Origin of the sequence: Salmonella sp. 32010601201800023SM (assembly GCF_017572235.1) — a bacterium.
GTDB classification, from domain to species: Bacteria; Pseudomonadota; Gammaproteobacteria; order Enterobacterales; family Enterobacteriaceae; genus Salmonella; species Salmonella enterica.
On sequence record NZ_JAGEQS010000001.1, the window covers coordinates 1211400 to 1229410 of the forward strand.

Annotated in this window: 25 protein-coding genes and 1 pseudogene; 2 read left to right on the forward strand and 24 right to left on the reverse strand. The window is 52.1% G+C overall.

All coding sequences use genetic code 11. The features are described from left to right. Nucleotides 1-33 precede the first annotated feature (33 nt). From J4617_RS06150 to J4617_RS06245, 20 genes are all read right to left on the reverse strand, one after another. Entirely contained in the window at nt 34-438 is a 405-nt protein-coding gene (locus J4617_RS06150; RefSeq protein ID WP_001534365.1) for a hypothetical protein, read from the reverse strand. Next, nucleotides 438-884, reverse strand: coding sequence for a hypothetical protein (locus J4617_RS06155; protein WP_000016414.1), 447 nt, complete (start codon nt 882-884; stop codon nt 438-440). The genes J4617_RS06150 and J4617_RS06155 overlap by 1 nt, the downstream gene beginning before the upstream one ends. Then, nucleotides 885-2369 carry a DUF3383 domain-containing protein gene (locus J4617_RS06160; RefSeq protein ID WP_058656921.1) on the reverse strand — a complete coding sequence of 495 codons (1485 nt, stop codon included), beginning with the start codon at nt 2367-2369 and terminating at the stop codon, nt 885-887. Continuing rightward, a complete protein-coding gene (locus tag J4617_RS06165; protein ID WP_001525438.1) occupies nt 2350-2895 on the reverse strand; it encodes a hypothetical protein in 546 nt (181 codons plus the stop codon). The genes J4617_RS06160 and J4617_RS06165 overlap by 20 nt, the downstream gene beginning before the upstream one ends. After that, complete coding sequence (locus J4617_RS06170; RefSeq protein ID WP_058656918.1) at nt 2880-3245, reverse strand: hypothetical protein; 366 nt, start codon at nt 3243-3245, stop codon at nt 2880-2882. Before J4617_RS06170 ends, J4617_RS06165 begins: the two co-directional genes overlap by 16 nt. After that, a complete protein-coding gene (locus J4617_RS06175; RefSeq protein ID WP_001534354.1) occupies nt 3242-3826 on the reverse strand; it encodes a hypothetical protein in 585 nt (194 codons plus the stop codon). The genes J4617_RS06170 and J4617_RS06175 overlap by 4 nt, the downstream gene beginning before the upstream one ends. After that, nucleotides 3820-4275, reverse strand: coding sequence for a DUF4054 domain-containing protein (locus J4617_RS06180; RefSeq protein ID WP_000537613.1), 456 nt, complete (start codon nt 4273-4275; stop codon nt 3820-3822). The genes J4617_RS06175 and J4617_RS06180 overlap by 7 nt, the downstream gene beginning before the upstream one ends. A gap of 6 nt (nt 4276-4281) precedes the next feature. After that, nucleotides 4282-4629: a hypothetical protein gene (locus J4617_RS06185; RefSeq protein WP_001534319.1), complete on the reverse strand. Its 348-nt coding sequence runs from the start codon at nt 4627-4629 to the stop codon at nt 4282-4284. 3 nt (nt 4630-4632) lie between these two features. Then, nucleotides 4633-5661, reverse strand: coding sequence for a hypothetical protein (locus J4617_RS06190; RefSeq protein WP_001031913.1), 1029 nt, complete (start codon nt 5659-5661; stop codon nt 4633-4635). After that, nucleotides 5661-6143, reverse strand: coding sequence for a hypothetical protein (locus J4617_RS06195; RefSeq protein WP_001534373.1), 483 nt, complete (start codon nt 6141-6143; stop codon nt 5661-5663). The genes J4617_RS06190 and J4617_RS06195 overlap by 1 nt, the downstream gene beginning before the upstream one ends. Nucleotide 6144: 1 nt before the next feature. Next, a complete protein-coding gene (locus J4617_RS06200) occupies nt 6145-7491 on the reverse strand; it encodes a DUF2213 domain-containing protein (protein WP_080069455.1) in 1347 nt (448 codons plus the stop codon). Then, nucleotides 7488-8177, reverse strand: a complete 690-nt coding sequence (locus J4617_RS06205; protein ID WP_080069456.1) for a phage minor head protein — start codon at nt 8175-8177, stop codon at nt 7488-7490. Before J4617_RS06205 ends, J4617_RS06200 begins: the two co-directional genes overlap by 4 nt. A gap of 40 nt (nt 8178-8217) precedes the next feature. Further along, on the reverse strand, nt 8218-9738 hold the full coding sequence (locus J4617_RS06210) for a DUF1073 domain-containing protein (protein ID WP_080069457.1): 1521 nt from the start codon (nt 9736-9738) through the stop codon (nt 8218-8220). Then, the gene (locus J4617_RS06215) at nt 9738-11357 is read right to left on the reverse strand and encodes a TerL protein (protein ID WP_080069458.1); all 1620 of its coding nucleotides are present in this window, start codon (nt 11355-11357) and stop codon (nt 9738-9740) included. Before J4617_RS06215 ends, J4617_RS06210 begins: the two co-directional genes overlap by 1 nt. Nucleotides 11358-11359: 2 nt before the next feature. Further along, entirely contained in the window at nt 11360-11989 is a 630-nt protein-coding gene (locus tag J4617_RS06220) for a hypothetical protein (RefSeq protein WP_057515247.1), read from the reverse strand. A gap of 103 nt (nt 11990-12092) precedes the next feature. Then, entirely contained in the window at nt 12093-12299 is a 207-nt protein-coding gene (locus J4617_RS06225) for a hypothetical protein (RefSeq protein ID WP_000969110.1), read from the reverse strand. Between the two features lie 107 nt (nt 12300-12406). After that, nucleotides 12407-12640: a DUF826 domain-containing protein gene (locus J4617_RS06230; protein ID WP_242413454.1), complete on the reverse strand. Its 234-nt coding sequence runs from the start codon at nt 12638-12640 to the stop codon at nt 12407-12409. Nucleotides 12641-12808: 168 nt separating this feature from the next. Further along, complete coding sequence (locus J4617_RS06235) at nt 12809-13255, reverse strand: lysis protein (RefSeq protein WP_080069464.1); 447 nt, start codon at nt 13253-13255, stop codon at nt 12809-12811. A gap of 17 nt (nt 13256-13272) precedes the next feature. Further along, nucleotides 13273-13725, reverse strand: coding sequence for a glycoside hydrolase family protein (locus J4617_RS06240; RefSeq protein WP_000984583.1), 453 nt, complete (start codon nt 13723-13725; stop codon nt 13273-13275). Beyond that, complete coding sequence (locus tag J4617_RS06245; RefSeq protein WP_001574216.1) at nt 13709-14038, reverse strand: phage holin, lambda family; 330 nt, start codon at nt 14036-14038, stop codon at nt 13709-13711. The genes J4617_RS06240 and J4617_RS06245 overlap by 17 nt, the downstream gene beginning before the upstream one ends. A gap of 275 nt (nt 14039-14313) precedes the next feature. Between J4617_RS06245 and gtgA the strand changes: the two are divergent. Both gtgA and J4617_RS06255 read left to right on the forward strand, forming a co-directional pair. Continuing rightward, a pseudogene (gtgA, locus tag J4617_RS06250) lies at nt 14314-15000 on the forward strand (type III secretion system effector protease GtgA). A gap of 360 nt (nt 15001-15360) precedes the next feature. Continuing rightward, nucleotides 15361-15810 (forward strand): hypothetical protein, encoded by a 450-nt coding sequence (locus J4617_RS06255; RefSeq protein ID WP_000798705.1) that lies wholly within the window; start codon nt 15361-15363, stop codon nt 15808-15810. A 135-nt stretch (nt 15811-15945) separates the two neighbouring features. Here the strand turns inward: J4617_RS06255 and J4617_RS06260 are convergent, their stop codons facing one another. The 4 genes from J4617_RS06260 to J4617_RS06275 form a co-directional block, all read right to left on the reverse strand. Next, nucleotides 15946-16071: a hypothetical protein gene (locus tag J4617_RS06260; RefSeq protein WP_001534733.1), complete on the reverse strand. Its 126-nt coding sequence runs from the start codon at nt 16069-16071 to the stop codon at nt 15946-15948. Between the two features lie 398 nt (nt 16072-16469). Then, nucleotides 16470-17267, reverse strand: a complete 798-nt coding sequence (locus J4617_RS06265; RefSeq protein ID WP_001047630.1) for an antitermination protein — start codon at nt 17265-17267, stop codon at nt 16470-16472. After that, a complete protein-coding gene (locus J4617_RS06270) occupies nt 17257-17403 on the reverse strand; it encodes a YlcG family protein (protein WP_001617856.1) in 147 nt (48 codons plus the stop codon). Before J4617_RS06270 ends, J4617_RS06265 begins: the two co-directional genes overlap by 11 nt. Next, nucleotides 17400-18011, reverse strand: coding sequence for a recombination protein NinG (locus J4617_RS06275; protein WP_058114797.1), 612 nt, complete (start codon nt 18009-18011; stop codon nt 17400-17402). The genes J4617_RS06270 and J4617_RS06275 overlap by 4 nt, the downstream gene beginning before the upstream one ends.

The following is an 18011-nucleotide window of genomic DNA, read 5'->3' on the forward strand; positions in this document are numbered from 1 at the left end:
GTCTGTCGGGGCCGGGATAACGCGGGGGAATATCTAGCTGGCGGCGGGACTGAAAAAATCCACATGCAGTCTGAATACCTCCGCACGTAAATTAAGCCTGGTGGTGATTTCCTCTATATCGTCTTCAATAAGAAGTCGCCGTATACCACGATTTTTCGGATCGGGAACAAACTGTATACATTCCATCATTTCATCCAGCAGTGGACGGGCTTCTTCCGGCGGGATTTTTGACAACGCTTTCAGCCCTTCCAGCGCCAGCGCGGCCATCCCCATACTGCGAACATCATCCGGTAACTCCACGCCGCCACGCCCCATCGCCATAATGGCGCGCATCGCCCACCATTCCGCCTGCGAGGCAGACATTTCGGTAAGGTGAAATATCTTGCCGTTATCCCGCCCCTGACCATCAATAGTGATAAATTTCTCTTTACGGGCCATCAGTTAAAAACCTCCGGAGTGATAGTTTCCCACTCGATAACCGCCTGTCCTGGCTGCAATGTACGCGCCGCGTCAGGCAGCGCTTTCCATTGTTTGAGTACGCCATTTACGCAGGTATATTTACGGCCTATCGCCGGAAGCAGCACGACAGCATTACAACGGAATACAGCCCGGCTGGTCCGGGATGTGGTTGACCAGGTATCAAAAATATCCCGGCTGGGTGAGTCCGGCATGATATGAAACGTCTGGATAATGTTACTGTACACAAATCCCGCAGACAGTTTACCGTCAATACCGCGGACGGTTTCCGCCAGTACCAGCGGATCGGTGCCATAAACGTTATCTGCTGCAAATCCCTGAAGTTGTACGCCGGAGGGATACAGGTTATTCACTGTCAGCGTGATAATGGCATCCGCCGCAGTGATGGTGTTGTTGTTACCTGACATTTACTGGATCTCCGTGGATGCAATAACAAGTTTCTGGATACTGCCGCCGTCACAGTACCAGAGCGTACAGGACGGGCTGCTACGGGTTGCCCGCAGAGAGGGAAGCATATCGCCGATATACAGGTAGTAGCCGGTGGCAAACAACGTTGAAGAAACATCCTCCCCCACAACATTGTTGATCTGCTTCTTCTGCGCCTCCGTCAGTGTCACCCCCTCACGGATACCGCCCCAGCGTTTGTACTGCTGGATAACGTCACTCATTGATGCCGCAACCAGCGCCCGCCCTTCATTGTTGTAGGGGATAGTCTGGTTTGACTTGAATAACGAGATCACAGCTCCCTGCAAATTGGCATTCAGCCAGATTTGCCCGCAGAAGCTGTCCATCCATTTAAAATCGCCGGTAATGGTGCCATCAGCCCAGTAATCTTCCACCACACTGTTTTCCGCATATTTTCCGTAGAAGTTGTAACCTGCGGCTATCAGCGCATCGTAATCGCTGCCACTGGTAACATCAGCGGCCAGACCTTCATACTCGCGGAACTTGAACGGCACGCGCCCCTCTGGTCGGACAAAATCAAGGCACGCCGCATACCCCAGTACCGCAGCCGCCCGGTTACCATCAGACGCGAAAACCGGTACAACAGCACTGTAGTTATTGACGGTGATTATCTGGTACGCGATATGACTGGTATCCCCTTTTACTTTGGCCTTACCACTGGTTGTCCATGCCACATAAAAGTAACGCTTGCCCTGCCCGTTTACCCAGGCAGAAAACGCCAGGTGTTGCTCGTCAGTGACTTCAGATACTGTGGAAAACCCCGCCCATTGCTGGGAAGCATCCTTAATGGCTGCCATCGTGTCAGGTACATCAGATACAGGCGCGCCCTGAGATATCACCGCGCCCGTATTACTGGTCATCTTCAGAGGTTCCGCTGCCGATCCACTGCCGAACGTTATCGTGGTGCTCTCCGGTTTCGCCCCGGCGGCAGTAATGACGAAAGCATTCTGTGTGGTATCGAATACCACTGTTGCCACCGCCGCGGTCAGCGCTGTCTGTAGTGCCGTTGCAGCAGCAGCGAAGCTGTTTACGCCGTTAAAATTCACCTCAGCGCTGGCGCTTTTCCCGTTAATACTCAGCGTCAGCGTACCGGAAAGTTTTTGTAGCTGTTCAATAGTCACGCCCTTAAACGAACCACTTCGTAACCAGGCCGCCGATGCGGCAAGATTGAAACGGGAAAACAACAATTGTCCCGGCGTCTTAGTGGCATTTTTGAAGCCCTGAAAATAAAGCTGAGCGCGTGCGTACTCATCGGATAATGCTCCAAAATACGCGGCCACATCATCCGGGGAGGAAAACGGAACCACACCGCCGACCGGGAGTAGTGGATTTCCGGTCAGCAACAGGCCATTAAGATCGACGGCATTACCCGCCACAGCCAGCACACCGGGATTTATCTGTACATCTTTACTGAGTGGGATTGGCATTATCAGCCTCCGTTGTCCGGGTGATCACGTTGTCAAAAAACATCAGGGGTGTTGTGACCACAGGGTTAATCTGCATCTGAATATCAAGCGTCCGGCGCGGTTCATACTGCTGCTGGCCGTTGATGAACGTGGTGTTAAGGGGATCTGAACAATACAGCGGGGAAATCAGCCCGCCGGTCTGCCGGAAAAGCTGTACGGAAAATTCAGACCGAAAAAGCGTTGCCAGCGCCTGCGCGTTATCTGCCGCATGAGGTCCGTAGAAATCAAGCTGGCAACGCCATTTTGTGGTACGAGTAATATGCTGAGAGCCTTCCCCTGCCTGTTCCGGCGCAGAATATGTCACTACCGCAGTGGATAATCCGGTAACATCAATACCTGTCATGGTGATAAAGTCCCCCTGAGGCATCGGAACCCGGTTCTGCTGTGTTCGTTCAATCCCGGCATCAGAAAAAAGCCCCCGGAGATAATCACCGAGGGCCTGATAAAGATCGCTTTCCGTAACGGAGAGGGTCACACCTGAAGACATACAATAACCCTCGTCCAGTCCGGCCAGATTTCCGGTACCTCAACCACCAGCCACGTTTCATCGCCAATAACGAACTTGTCGCCGCCCTGCTGCCGGGTACGGTTAATCCCGCACCAGTTGCCGTCGGTATACAGTGTGGCGAAAACGCCCTGCCGGTTCAGGTTGTCGAGATGGCGTAAATCCGCCTGGGTGACGGCCTGTTTTTGTACCCTGACGGGAACCGGATCTTCATACTCAGGCACGCGGGAATAATCCGCCTGCTGTGTACTCCCGCGCGAGCGATAAACCAGCGCGTCCGTATAAGGATTTACCCGACGTACCGCGCCGGAAACAATACCGTGAAGGTTCATTTTTTGCCCCCGTCAACAGAATAATCGACACTGTTCATCATATGACCGGTTTCAATAAGCGGGTTGTTAAAGCCCTTTTGCCGGACAGTGGATGCGGCGTTGGGCGGCCTTTTCCAGTCGCGAATAAACATCTGCAACTGCCCTTTGATATGCTCCCCCATGTACACCAGAGCGGTCGCGGTATCAAAATCATTCGCCCGTAATAATGTCACCATTTTTTCGCCCCATTCGGGACTTTTATGTTCAATCATCTTACGGAAGAACGGACGGGGTGGAATGGTGACCGTGTGTTCAGGAATAACCACATCCTGAGCAAAATTACCCTTACCGGCTTTGACAAAGCGGTGCCCGATTTCTCCCTTTTTTTCGTTATAGCGAAAGTGAAGCGTCTGCTCGCGAGCGGGTATAATCGCACTACCGCCAAACTCGTTAATGGCGGCGATATACGCCACCGGCGTACCGTCGGGGTAGGTTGCCCCTTCAAGAAAACCCACTTTGAGACTTTTGCCCGATTTAAGGTTATCTGCGGCCTGTTTCAACTTCTGCCTGAACTGTTTGCCGCCCGTGACTTTGTTTACCATCGACGCCCCCTCCCGTATCCCCGGTAATAATGCCCCGGATATCGCGAAGGGGAGCCGCCGGAATGATACTGCATTGAACGGTACGGTGCCGTCGCCTGCCAGTAGTCAGCGCCGTAAGGTGTCTGGAGATACCACCACGACGCATCGTTACTGCCGCTATTGTCCACGGAGACGGAAACAGAACCTTCCGACGCACTGGTGATACGTCCCACCAGCCCCGGTTGCCCGTCACCGCTTTTGCCGAATCCACGCAACGCGCACTGGTGAGCAACCAGCAGGAACAAAAGCTGTTCCCGCTCGTTCAGGTCGGTAACCGGACTGTCGTCCGTATTATCCAGGTACAGCGCGGTCGCTTTACCGAACAGGGCGGCTGCGGCAACCTGACCAACAGCGGAAAACTCCGGGTAAAGGGCCGAAAATGCCTGCCAGTCAAACGTTACCGTACCCATACCGTTTTACTCCTGAGGTTTGTCCATCACTTCATCATCGCGGTTAATGCCCGGAGCCGGATTTTTCTGCGGCAGCGGTTCAAGGCCGGATTTCACGGTTTTCTGCTCCGTAGCCTGCGCGGCAGCGCTGTTCGCCTTGTCCTGCGCAAAAATAACGCCGTTTTTCACATAAGGTTGCTGGCAGTGCTCCGCCAGCCAGGCTTCCCAGAACGCCTTTTCAACCTGCGTCAGGCCATAGCCCCCAACGATTTTAACGGCGTTATTCCGCCAGCCTGCTACCTGAACCCGTTTCTGGCCCACTTCCAGCACTATGCCATTCGGCAGTTTGCAGCCCACAGTTACCATTTCAGCCATGACTCACACCCCCAGCATTTGTGCATACGCCAGCGGCTGGCGAATAATCGCCCCCCAGGTACCGGCAGATTTTTTTTGTTTCCAGGCAGATGATTCAGTCACTACCGCATGGGCGCGCATTTTTTCAGTGAAAGAGCAATAGCCTGTATCCTGTTCCCCCAGACGCTCCGCGATAAGCTGTACCAGCTCGCCAGCGTCAGAGGTGTATTCCACCGCCGTTTCAATGGTCATCGCCGGGAAGTTTTTCGCCAGCAGATCGGACACGTTAACCTTGTACTGGTTAGTCTTGGTGAGGTTCACCTCCGCCAGCGGCGACATGCACAGCTTCATTTTGTCGGTACGCTCAATATGGCCGTTAGTCTGTTTCACCAGTTGTTTAAAGAGCTTCACGACATCGTCATACACGCCCTGTCCGTCCTTGTCGTCCCACTTGAGCTTACCGTCCACGGTATCCGGGGTTATCGGTGCGGATAACGACGGGTCATTCAGCAAACCGTAGTTCGCCAGTCCGGCAATACCATAGAAGTAGGACTTATTCTGGAACTTATTCAGCGTCAGTGCCGATGCCACGTTCAGCTCTGCTGCCCAGCCAATACGGGCTGCGCCGTACATATCCAGCTCTCGCTCGCCCCAGCGGGTAAACGTCTGGAAGTGATAGCTCTGGCGCGGTACCCAGTTGACGTTAGACGTCACAATACCGTTGTTGCTGTAATCCCCGTAGGAACTCACCTCCCCGGCAGATTCTGCAATCGGGAACTGTGCCGACAGTGTCGTCCAGTCACCTTTTTTGGTTTCGCCCAGAATCTGAGAGGCTTTCATCGGCGTCACCAGCACGCGGATCAGTTCTGGCTCAACGTAATTGGTGAAATACGCCGGGATGCCACTGTTAGCCGCTGTAACCAGCGCAGGCTGTGCGTCCATCGCCAGTCCGTAATCGGCAGCGTATTCCGGCGGCAGATACGCCTGAGCACCGGGAAGGATAATCCCGTAGTCGCGGCTTACCGTCGCATAATGCTGTTTAAATTTATTCATCATTTGCTCCAGGTGCTGATCTTAATAACTTCTTTCGCCGCCGCAGCGCTGGCAACGGAAAACCCGGTTTCGACAAAACCCGCCATCGTGGCGCCTGCCGCCCCTGTGGCTATCTCCCCGGTGGTCAGGGAGGCAAAAACTTTCTGCCCGACCGTCGCAGCGGTGGTGGTCAGCGCCCAGAAGTCCCCCGATACCATCAGGGTACATTCACGTCCCGGGTAAATAGTGTTCGAGTCGCCAGCCAGCCATTCCACAACAGAAGCCTGCCCGTCGCGCGGAACAAAACCCGCCGGCGCACCGGTTCCCTCATTGGCGGCAACGCCTTTGGTTACCCAGGCAAACCGGGCAATAACCAGTCCGTCAGGGCCGGTAATCAGCGCGTCTTCTCCCGCCACATACGAGGCGTGAGGGTTATCACTGGCAAATGCCCCCGGAATCCCCGGTGCCGGGTACTGGTTCATGTGTGTCTGAAAAGTATTCATATCAGTAACCTCGTTTCAGTTTTGCACCGGGGAAATCTGCTGCAAACGTCGATGCGCTGGCCTGGTCCATCGCCACGCGTGGACTTTTGGCCGTCTGTTTCTGCTCAACGGCAAACTTCACCATGCTGCGGTACGCGCTGGGGTGAATGCCCTGGATATCGATCCCCGTCTGCTCCAGCGCGGTACGGTAAACCTCTTCGGCGCAGTCCATCGCCACCACATCGCCAATCAGCGGTCGCACTTCGGTTTCAGCCACACGAACGGCGCGGAAATTTTCAGCAGCCCGTTTCGTTGCCTGGTCAGTTGCCAGCCTGATTGCCGCATCCATCGCGGGTTTATCGACTTTCCCATCGTCGGGTTTCACATCAGCCTCTTTTATTTCGGGGTCTTCGTCAGTTGCCGGAGCCAGTGCGGATTTAATTTTTTCCAGCACATCATCAGGAACTTTGCCGGACAGCAACGCCAGTACACTTTCCATCGGGCTGTCGGTATCAAATGCCTTCGGCTCGTCAGTTAACCCGGTATCATCGTCCCCGGCCAGCTCCGGCACGGCTTCTGCTGATTCCATCAGTTGCGCCAGCTCCGCCGGTTCAATATCCATATCCTGTGCCAGCCGTTCGCTGTAAGCAGTTTTTACCGCGCTGGCGATAGCTGCCGGGCGCTTATGCTGCGCCATCAGGCGTAACAAATCCCTGGGAGCTGCATCCTGTGCCAGACGCGGCGCAAGATAGGTTCCCAGCGCGGTAAGCACCGCCACTTCTTTTTTACTCAGTTTCATGCGTTTTAGCTCCTGAGGGAGAGAGTCCATGACAAGACAGTCCGGCCCCGCCCGGCCATCGCCGACCAGCGCCACATGATTTCCCACGATATTCCGCATAACGCCGTCATACGGTTCACCGTCGGGGGTGGTTCCCGGCGTCATATCTGCCACATAGGCATATGACGATGAGATTTCCCGTTGTTCATCCGTTTCTATCCCCGCGATGGCGGAGTTGTCCCAGATGGACATGCCGTTAACCAGATAGGTACCGTCAAACTCGCCGTTGGCATGAGTCGTCCCCACCCGGTACTCGCGCGCGGGCGCGCCCGGATAATCGGGTTTGTGTCGGCACAGGACGGGAATATTGTTGAAGGTTGAAACTGCCTTGCGCAGTTCATCGGGGTCACGGTAAAGCTGATAAAGTTTTTGAGGGTCGAGTCCCAGCGCTTCCGCCCCCGGTATTTCATGCCCGAAATAACCGCAGACGTTAGCCTTGCTGAGATTACTGCGCTCAATCTGGAGGCGACCTACTTTATCGAACTGCCTTACCGATGCCCGGTCAAACGCCAGCATTTCGGTAATAATCATCTTTTCTCCAGTCCGGGAATAACGGCCTCCCAGCCGCACTTGCAGTTGATTTCTTCGCCCGGCAGTACCCACTTACCATCCAGAAACATCCCCTTTCGCAGGTCAAAACGTTTACCGTTCGCCTTCACATGCGACGGGCGCCATGTTTTACCCGCGCGGGAATGCCGCCAGATACCTTCAGTGATGCCCACCGAGCGTTGTCTGGCCGACTGCATTACCGAGGTCGCTTTATTGTTCTGGTCGCGGGCAATCAGCGCCGCGCGCCGTCGTGTGACGCCGTAGCGTTTTTCCAGTTCATCGGTCAGAGTTTTCAGGTCACGCCCCCAGCCAACAGACTGCATGACCAGTGTTTCCACCTGGGTGAGATGTTGCTGCGGGATGGAGCGGATGAGATTCACATTCTCCGTGATGCTGGCCTGAAGTGCGGTGTTCATCTCCGTTGTCATACGGAAAGGAACCGTAAACCCGGCATCACGGAGCGCAGTGGACAGTGACGCATCGCTGTTTTTCAGGACATCACCGGCAAACCGCCTCGCCAGCCGCAGGGCCATTTCGTCAAACTTTTTCTGCCAGCGCCTGGCAAGTTGCTGCATGGCACCACGCATCCGGTTAACGGGGGACGCATCCTGCGCGAGGTCTGTTTTACGGTACTCAGCCCGCAGCCAGTAAAGTACGCTGTTGTGCATCTCACTGACGGCATTATCCAGTTGTCTGCGGTACCAGGCCTCAATCCCCGCGTTGGGTGAAATCCGTCTCAGGGTCTGCGTTCGGGTCTTGCGGCGGATTTTCTTCGGTGTCGTCAATTTCGATTTCTCCGCTCAGGTCAATACCGCTGTACGGGCTGTCCGGCGCAGTAGCCAGCCGTTCGCGTACCTCGTTATTGGTCACCGCTCCGGCGCTCTCGTAAATCTGATCTGTTTCCGCTTCAGTTTTACGGATATTCGCCAGTTGCTCGCGCGTCAGTTCATGCAGGGGTTCAAATTCAAAAGTGATATCAGGATCGATATCGCCGAACTCAGACAACTGAATAATATCCAGTACCTTTTTCAGCGGTTTCTTCAGAAGGCGAGTGGCAAGTGCAGCGATGGTGTCGTAAAACACACGGATTTCACCCTCACTCGACGCGTTCAGTCCCGTAGGACTCAGCCCGGCGAACTTTACTGACGGTATGGCACTGACAAAGAACATGTGTTCCTGTGCCTGCGCCTGAAGGGTGTCGAGGCCGCTCAGAGGGGTGTTGAACTGGAAAAACTCTTCTTTCGTTTTGTCCAGTATCAACAACCCGCGGTTATCACGGGTACGGTTAAACAGCTCCGCGCGTTTTGCGTAATTCGGGTCCCTTTTCCCCGTTAACGCCTGGCTCATGTCCGTCATGATCCCGCTCAGCGAAAACGAATGCAGCATATCGCCCACGCTGTCGCGTGTACGCAGCCAGTTGTTGACGTAAGGTTCGGCAATCTGAACCAGTGACAGGCCGCCAAAGTTATAGGCCGGCTTCAGCATGTCCGGAACCGGGCGAGAAATCAGATCAATCATGCGGCTGGCGTGAACCGTTTTTCCCATTACGTACCATTCGGACGGACGGTAAAAATCATCACTCAGCGGATTATCCGCGTTATACATACCCGGATACGTCCAGACGGGTTCAATAATACGAAGCCCCAGCAGGGAACCTTTCGGGATTTTTTTGTCGGAAATAAACAGCCTGGACTCCAGCTCCGCCGGGTCAGTCCAGGCCGACATACCCGATGGCGAACGCACATCGATATAAATTTGCCCTCGCCCGAAAAAGCCGTCATGCTCCACCGCCAGCCTGAAGGCATCCCGTACGTTATAGCGCTCCAGTGCATCAGTAAGCTGCGCTATGCGCGGCGCGCGGCGGTCGTCCCCTTCCCCGACCGCCTTAACCTTTATCCATTTGCGGGTCATCTCCTCGGCAATCACACTGACCATGCGCCGGTACTCTGGTAACTGCGCCTGAAGTGCCAGATACGGATAGCCCGGAAATCCTCCGTACACAAAATCAGGATACTGGCTGTTCAGTGTATCGTAGGGAGTCGAGTCCATTGCCAGTACAGCATTGCGTATGTCTTCGGGAATGACTCCCGGCGGTGGCTCATAGCGAACAAATTCACGCTGCGGTTTTTGTCCGGCCTCAGCAACCACCTCATCGCTGATCGTCATCGGATGTGGTTCAGGCGGACTTTCTGGCGGTATCACCGTTTTTTTACGTTTAAAAAGCCACATCAAATCCACTCCATAAAATCATCAGAAATTACGACGGGCATTTCCATCGGGGCATAAGCAATCATCACTGAGTCTGCCAGGTTAGGAGATTTCGTCCCGTCAGGTTGCTTATCAACAAGAATTTTTCCGACGGCATTTTTCGACCAGGTGGGTTGTGACAGTTCCATCAAAAGCCTGTCTTTATTTTCCATCGTGCTGCTGATGGAAATAATCTCATCCGGGTCATACTCCATGCCCTTTAGCGCACGAAATGTATTGCGGAATAATTTGCGAAGATGCCACCAGCCCTGAGCTTTGGCATTGGCGAAAAAGTCCTTATTCAGACGTGCCGGTTTGCCGTTATCACCGGGAACAGCTTCATTTTCAGGATAAAAAACGCTTCCACTCCCCCGGAATGGTGTGGCAGTAATTTGATCTGTACCCTCAGCTTCCCGTAGTTCGTTGATAGCGCGTGCATCACCACGAACGCCAGCGCCTAACCCGTCCTCGTCAAAGCGGAACTCATCGGCACCAAAGTCATCGCACAGGCCGAAGACCTTAACCACGGAGTCATAGATGTCACTACCCTTACCCGACCATTCCTGGACATCACTCAACAGGAAGCCGTAACGAAGGGAACAGGCGTTTTTATCCCGCCCCTCGTCGGCGACATCCATTGCACCGAGCCGTTGACCGCTGGGCTGAATCCCCAGTTTGATATGTGCGTCAACCGCAGCCTGTACCCATTCTGATGGGATCAGGATACCCTCTGCCGATGCCTGGTAATTAAGATCCAGCTCCTGAGCAACGATGATCGGGTTATCAATTTTCTCGCACTCCTTGCGGTACCACTCATCATCCTTACGCGGGTCGCTACGCCAGTGAAACGTAAACACAGAGATTTTTCCGCTGTGCCGCTTCTGCGCAAAGGGGTTATTCATGCCGTTAACCGATGAGAGATCGATACGGCAACGAGTTGTCTGGGAAAGCGCGGCATCAATAAGTAATGGCCGCTGGAGAAAGGCGGCCTCATCCACAAAATAAAGCGTAGTACGGTCACCGCGCCCGATATTATCGCCAGCTTCGCCTTTAATTACCGCGCCAGTGTCAGGAAACTCCACGCTCATAAAACGTGAATGCTTTCTCTCGTCCCAGCCTCCCCGAAACTCGGCAGGAAGAGTTGCTATAAATTTGCGTACTTTCCAGAACAGCGCTTTTGGATCAACCGTGCTATCGACATACTCCTCTTTACGGGAACCAAACCCTATAACCATTTCACGGTTAAACAGACATAACGCACTGGCCAGACCGACAGATGTCCAGCTCAACCCCATTTCGCGGCTTTTTTCAGTCAGACCATTCTCATGGTTACGCGAGCGTTCCATAATCCAGTGAATCCACTCTTCCTGTTTCGGGAATAGCAGAAAAGGGATGGTGACCGGCAGGCCATAATCGATATTACGCGGGTCCGTCGTCATACCCCAGTCGATGATGAACTGAGCCGGGTTAGTACGATAAAACTGCTTCAACGCGGGCAGCATCTCAGGATGCTGGCGAATGCGCTGTAAGCGTTCCATCCGCCATTCAAACACCATCTGGTAATCTGGATGTTTGAAATCGAAGGAGAATGGTAACGGCATAATTAACCCATCATTTTTTTGTATAGCTCCGCTGCCTGATCAGTTGTCAGATCAGTATTTTTTCCTGGTAGAGGCGTTTTTTCTGGTTCACTGACAGCACCTATACTCCATGCTTCTCTCTCCAGGCCGATCAACGTTTTCAGGCTGTCGCTCAGATCTTTCAGAGATTTCACACGGGAAGGCAAACTGATGACTTTTTGATAAGTTTCATTGAGCCGGTCACGGCCTTTATCGTCAGGATCGAACATGATGTCACCCAGTTGCTCCAGCGCCACCACATCAGCACACTGCGCACCAAGTTCATCAAAAAGCGTGTTTGTGAGTTCCCGGGCCCGGCGAATATCGCCCCGGTGCTCCATGCGTACCGAGGCTATTACCTCCGCTGTGGCCTCTATCAGTACGCGTTCTGTAAGTTCCGTTTTGGTGCGTACCGTTTTGCGTACTTCCTGTTTGCGTACCAGATCGTCAGCCTTTTGCTGAATCCTGGCGTTAAGATCACGGGACCAGTCATCACGCTTTGCGCGCTTGCGGATAGCACCTTCACTAATACCATGATGTGACGCAATTTCACGGAGGGACATCACTCCGGCCCGGTATGCCGTCTCGATGGCCTCCCAGTCCGGTTTTGCCATGATTATGTTCCTATCATTAGAGCCATAAAAAAGCCACCCGTAGGTAGCTTTTGTCTTAATCTTACTCACATTTAAGGTGAGATAATAAAACTAAAATGAAACGTTATTTACCAATCGTTTCCTGAATAGCATCAGTCAACCGCGGAAGGTATTTTATTGCCTCCTCCAAATCATAAGACACGTTTTTCGCATTGGTAGGGGCAGATACGGCGGCCTTGATAATTTCAAGAGCAGCTTTGGTAGCCACTAAACGCTGGTACTCAGAATCAGATACTCGGTTATCGTTAGATTTAAAATAATTGTCCATCATAAACCATCCATTAGGTAATTGGAGCCTTCAGATTACCCTTCGGATTCATACGAATAAAGCATTATTGTAGCCCCTCACTGAAGGGCTGCTGTAATGCCTGATCTCACCTACTGCATAACCGTATTATCAGCATCACTACCGAGAATATAGGTCAATGCGGTATCGACAGCGGCGTCAATCTGCTGATCCAGAGTGGATTTAATCTGCGTTTTAACTGCGATGGTAACGGCGTCTGATTTGAGGGCGTTTTTCACCATGTCGTCGGTGACGATATCTTTCATATCCGGCATTTCTCTTTGCTCCGTATGGACGAGGCTTTTCAGCCATTGAGTTATTTTCATGAGGTGTACCAGTTTTTAGCGTCTGGTTACGCTGCGTTGATACATGAGGTCTTTTTCTTCAGTACCATGGTATGCGACATATGTCCGTATATCCCCTTATAAGACATTTTGTGCTCTTTATGACACCCTGCAGGCCAGTTCCGTTTTCCCTCCTGCGGGGAATTTTTTTTATTTGCACTGCGTCCGGATGTACTCCTGCAAATACTTCAGTTTTTCCTGGTCGCTGATGATCCCGGCGCGGATATCGAGAACGTTTTGTCCAGCACCTGGAGAGAGTTCGACGGTGGCAGCATTGCCCACGCGGCGGGTACTGGCGGTTTTGGTCTCGGTGGGCACTGAACATCGTCCTTCGACGCGCACCCGGCCACCAGCAGCAAGGCGGCGCTGCAAATCAGTATTCCTGGTCTGTGCATCAGCTAATTCCTTCGTGTATTTTTCATCGAGGGCGGCAACGTCACGCTGGCGCTTCGTCATGTCGGTAATTGTCTCGTTCGCCAGCTTCAGGTTGTGAGTAGCAGTATCACGCTGGTACTTGTAAGTGATAGCGTTATTGCGGTAGTGATTTGCCAGCCGACCGGCAACAATTAGCGAGACGAGCAACAGGCCAACAAACATCGTTTTCCAGTTGAACATCATGACAGGAACAGAGCACGCTCCGCCTCACGCCGACGGGTAAGCCCGTTCAGTACTTTGCCACCAGCCTTATTCCAGCGCAGGAACTCATCAGCGGCGCCGGCGTAATCACCAGCGTTTAGCTTCCGCAGCAGAGTTGATGAGGATAATGTCCGGGCGCCGAGGTTGTACGCGAACGACACCAGCGCATCAAACTGGCCTTGCGTCAACTTGACCTTAACCAGTTTGGACACATCATTTTCATAACCGACTAAACCAGTTTTAAGCAAGCGCTCGGCAGTAGCCTCGTCAATCATCATTCCGGGCTTAACTGGCTTACCGTCAACAGAGTGGGTCCAGCCATAACCAATCGTCCAGGGATCTCCCCCCGTTCCCGGGTCCGGATAAGCTGTCAGGCTACAACCTTCAAACTCTTTGATTAGGGTAATGCCTTTTTCACTGATTCTCATCATTAACCCCTGCACGTTTTTTGAGTGCGCTAATTGCGATTTCGCGCAGCTTGTCCACACCGACAAAGCCAATAATTCCGCCAACGAAAGGCGAAATGGAAACCGGCAGGCCTACCACATCAAGCGCACTGGTGACACATAAGGAAAGAGCGCCACACAGGACGCCCTCAAGCCATTTATTTTTACGGGTGGCGCCGTCGTATATCAGTCGGCCGTAGGCAATGAGTCCGGCCATTAACGCCCCAAGTATCTGGGGCCACGCATTTTTGAGTCCGGTCAAAACCGCAGCCCAGAATTCAGGAGTCTTGTCATTCATTTTCATAAGCCTCACCTCCGATGATTTCGGATGGTAACTAGAGTGAGTGAAATGGTTGGGTTGCAGGGTTTAATATCTTGTAAAACAGGATTGCCTGTGGTTGCAGAATCTGAAAGTAAAATCACGCAGAGTACAATTTTAATGGAGGTGAGGCACAAATACTGCAAATTTAGCTTTTAGCTTAATTGATTGCGTGCTGAGTGAATTCTGTTTGACAAAAACATGCTATTTATAGAATGTTAATTCCATGTAATAAAAAGGATGTGTAACTCATCATGCCAACGGGAATTAAACCAATATTTATCAATAATATGATGTCAACATATGGATTATCCCATCCTCATGACAGCAAGGTATTTCCAGACCTTCCAGAACACCAAGATAATCCTTCTCAATTACGCCTCCAACATGATGGTCTTGCTACCGATGATAAAGCCAGGCTGGAACCAATGTGTCTTGCTGAATACCTTATCTCTGGACCAGGAGGAATGGATCCTGATATCGAAATTGATGATGATACCTATGATGAATGCCGTGAGGTGCTATCACGCATACTTGAAGATGCATACACTCAAAGCGGGACATTCCGCAGACTGATGAATTATGCCTACGACCAGGAATTGCATGATGTAGAATAACGCTGGTTGCTGGGAGCCGGAGAAAACTTTGGTACTACCGTAACTGATGAGGACCTGGAGAGTTCAGAAGGCAGAAAAGTGATTGCCCTCAACCTGGATGATACAGACGATGATTCAATACCAGAGTACTATGAAAGTAATGATGGCCCACAACAATTTGATACAACACGCTCATTTATTCATGAAGTTGTACACGCGTTGACTCACCTTCAGGACAAAGAAGACAGTAATCCAAGAGGCCCGGTAGTCGAGTATACCAATATCATTTTAAAAGAGATGGGTCACACATCACCACCAAGAATCGCCTACGAATTTAGTAATTGACACTCATCAAAAAATGCAAAATCCCACGATGCTACAACACAGTAACCAGTTCAGGTCTGAGCTAATACAGGTCAGCAGTCCATAGACACTGGCTCCTGTCAGGATGCCACCTGCTAACCCAGTACCAGAAATCGATTCGGACATTCATCCCCCTCTGGTTGTGTGGGGCCTCTCAGTTATGAGGGGAAATAATAAATATCCTCCGGCATAGCCGGAGGATATTTATTCATAAAGAACACAATTAAGAATAATACCGATTTAATTAAAATAACTTGATCTCACAGTTGAAGAATGAATAATAGCGAGCCCTGCCAAGGCAGGGCATAGAAATAACCAACGAGAAGAAATAGGTAGGAACTAATGAAAAACACCGCTCTGGGTAAGTTCATTTTTATCGTCGGCACCGCGTTACTGCTCGGTGGCTGTAGTGGCATGGTCATGCCTCCCTATGCCACCCACGGTACATCGGTCGGAATCATTGCGCCGGCGGGAGGCTATAGCGAGTGGCACACGGATAGCCGCAACCACACCACAGGAGACAGTCACAGCCAGTCACAGGGAAACTGCACCCAAAGTGAAGATAGCCAGCTCAACGAAAATGGTCTCACACGGACACACCAAAGCAACTGTAACACCCGTAGTCAAACCCACAGCAGTAGCACCAGCAAAACCCGCTCCAGCAGCGTCGGTTTCAGCGTCGGGGGGCCTGTTGGTGCTAGCATAGGGTTGATTAAGCAGATGGAGTCGATGAACCGTGCGCCAGCCAACGATATGAGTAGTAATGAGATGTTCAAGAATTTCGGTTTCTAGCACATAACGCCACCTGGTACCGTTGTGGTGTCTGGCCCGGCGGCTATCTGTAACGACTCACAATCGAAAAAAGTCAGACTCGCAATCAGCGCAAATTTTGGCTCACAATAACTGCAACTGAAATCGGACGTGGACTCACGCTAAGTGAGAGCGAAATCCGACGCTCAGAGCCAAATGAGAAGTTTTTTCCATTGGCAGTAATTGTGAGCCAGCAAAAATAGATTGTGAGTCCATTGAATGGGGATCGTTGTGCATTTTCATAAGCCTCACCTCCGATAGCTCGGATGGCGCAGTGTGAAGTAGGAAGGCCGCCCGGTGGATTAACGACAAAACTCAGAGGGATTATTCCGGACGGCACAAACAGAAAAGCCCCGGCAATCACCGAGGCTTAAATTGTTGCCGGTTACCGCTCCGGCGCGATCAGCAAAAGCTATCGCGGTATCAGATTGTGGTCCTGCCTGTGTGAGCTTTGCGGTCGGCTGGAACATGTAGACTCCGCATCACTCCCCGCACTTTGTCTTATTGGCGTCGGGAATCCATAAAAGAAAACCCCGCCGAGGCGAGGTTCTTAATTCTTGTAACATCACAGGCATAATAACCCATCGTTGGAATCAGGTTAGCCATTTTCCGTTAAGTTTGCAATAGCTAAATTATTTTGGTCATCGAGTCACGTTTCCCAGAACCTTTTCTGCATACGATTCCTCAATATGGCAATGCTCCACCAGCCGATCGAAAAACAGTTTATAGTTGTACCGCCATACCATTTCCGTTACTCCTAGTGCTTTAAAAATCTCGGTATCTTTGAGACGTGGGTAGCCTCTTCCCTTGCATCTTGGGCATTTTTTATAAACCGGCACGCCCTGCAACTCAGATTTTTTCTTATCGAGAATTTCTCCGCGTCCCCGGCAACGACATTCATTTTTCACATGGCCTTTGCCATCACACGCCTTACACACTACGCGCACCTGCTCACGAACTGATTTCCACACCTCCCAGTCGGACGGAGAAATACCTTTCGTATCTTTTACCCATTTTGGTGGCTTACCATCCGGGTAGGTAACCTTGTTCGTGAAAACCTCAGCATCAATTAATTTAGCACCATGACAGCTACTGCACGTCACCAGGCTGGCCGCGCTGAGGGAATAATCGCGAAATACATAACGCGCCATAGTGTCGAGAAATTTTGAACGCTTACCCTCTTCCATTTTCCGTAATGCCCCATGCCGTTCTGCACGCTGCTCTGCTAATAGCCTGATATAGGCGATGATATTTTCAGAAGATAAAACCCCAGCTTTTGCAAGATACAATTCAATACCCACTGCGGCTTTTGCAGTAAGTAGCCCGAGGGATGCCATTACGTCAGTAATAGTCAGCGTATCAGACGTTATTCCGCATGGTACTGCGCCGGGCATCATGGATTTAGGTGAAAAATATTTCGGTAAGGACTCAAGATTCATTTCGATGCTCCCGTTTTGCTTCAATGCGGACGTAATTACGAAGAATGCGGTATGCCACAGGAAAAGATCCCCGGTATCGATAAATTCGGAGACGTAACCAGCGCATGCGGAGTATCTCGATCAGTTCTGGTTTCATGCGGCCTCCAGCTTTTTTAGCGCACGCAGATCCGCCAGTGCCGCGAGCCTGATTTCCTTCAGCTCCTCGACCGTCCAGCGGTGCGGGGTGTTATTGTTCTCGAGTGCCAGCACCGCCGCCTCCCCGTAACGCTCAACCAGCGCGGCACGATATGCTTCGATGTTCCCTGATTTGTAGACGTTGCAGACATCACACTGAAGATGGATGTTGAAGCGAGTGAAGCGCAGATGCCCCGCGGCGGCCGTAGTCCTGTAATGGCCTGCATGCCATGCGAACGCCGTCTTCGTTCCACAGGAGATGCAACCGAGTCCTTCTGCCAGTTCGGTTTCGCGGCAAATGTCATTTACGGCGCGCTGCGTCAAGTCAATCCAGTGCTTCAGCGGCTTAACCGCGGCTTTCCGCTGGCGCCAGGCGGCGCGTTCTTTTTTCTCAGCGGCGCGCTGAAGGGATTGCGCCTTACGTTGCGCGGCTTCGCGAGCTTTTCTGGTCTGTTCTTTGCCGACGGCGCTGGCGCACTGGTACGAGCAAACGATCTGCCCCTCGCGTATCGGGTGAAACCACTGGCGGCATTCTTTGTTTGCGCACTTACGGCGCGGTAATTTAGCCAT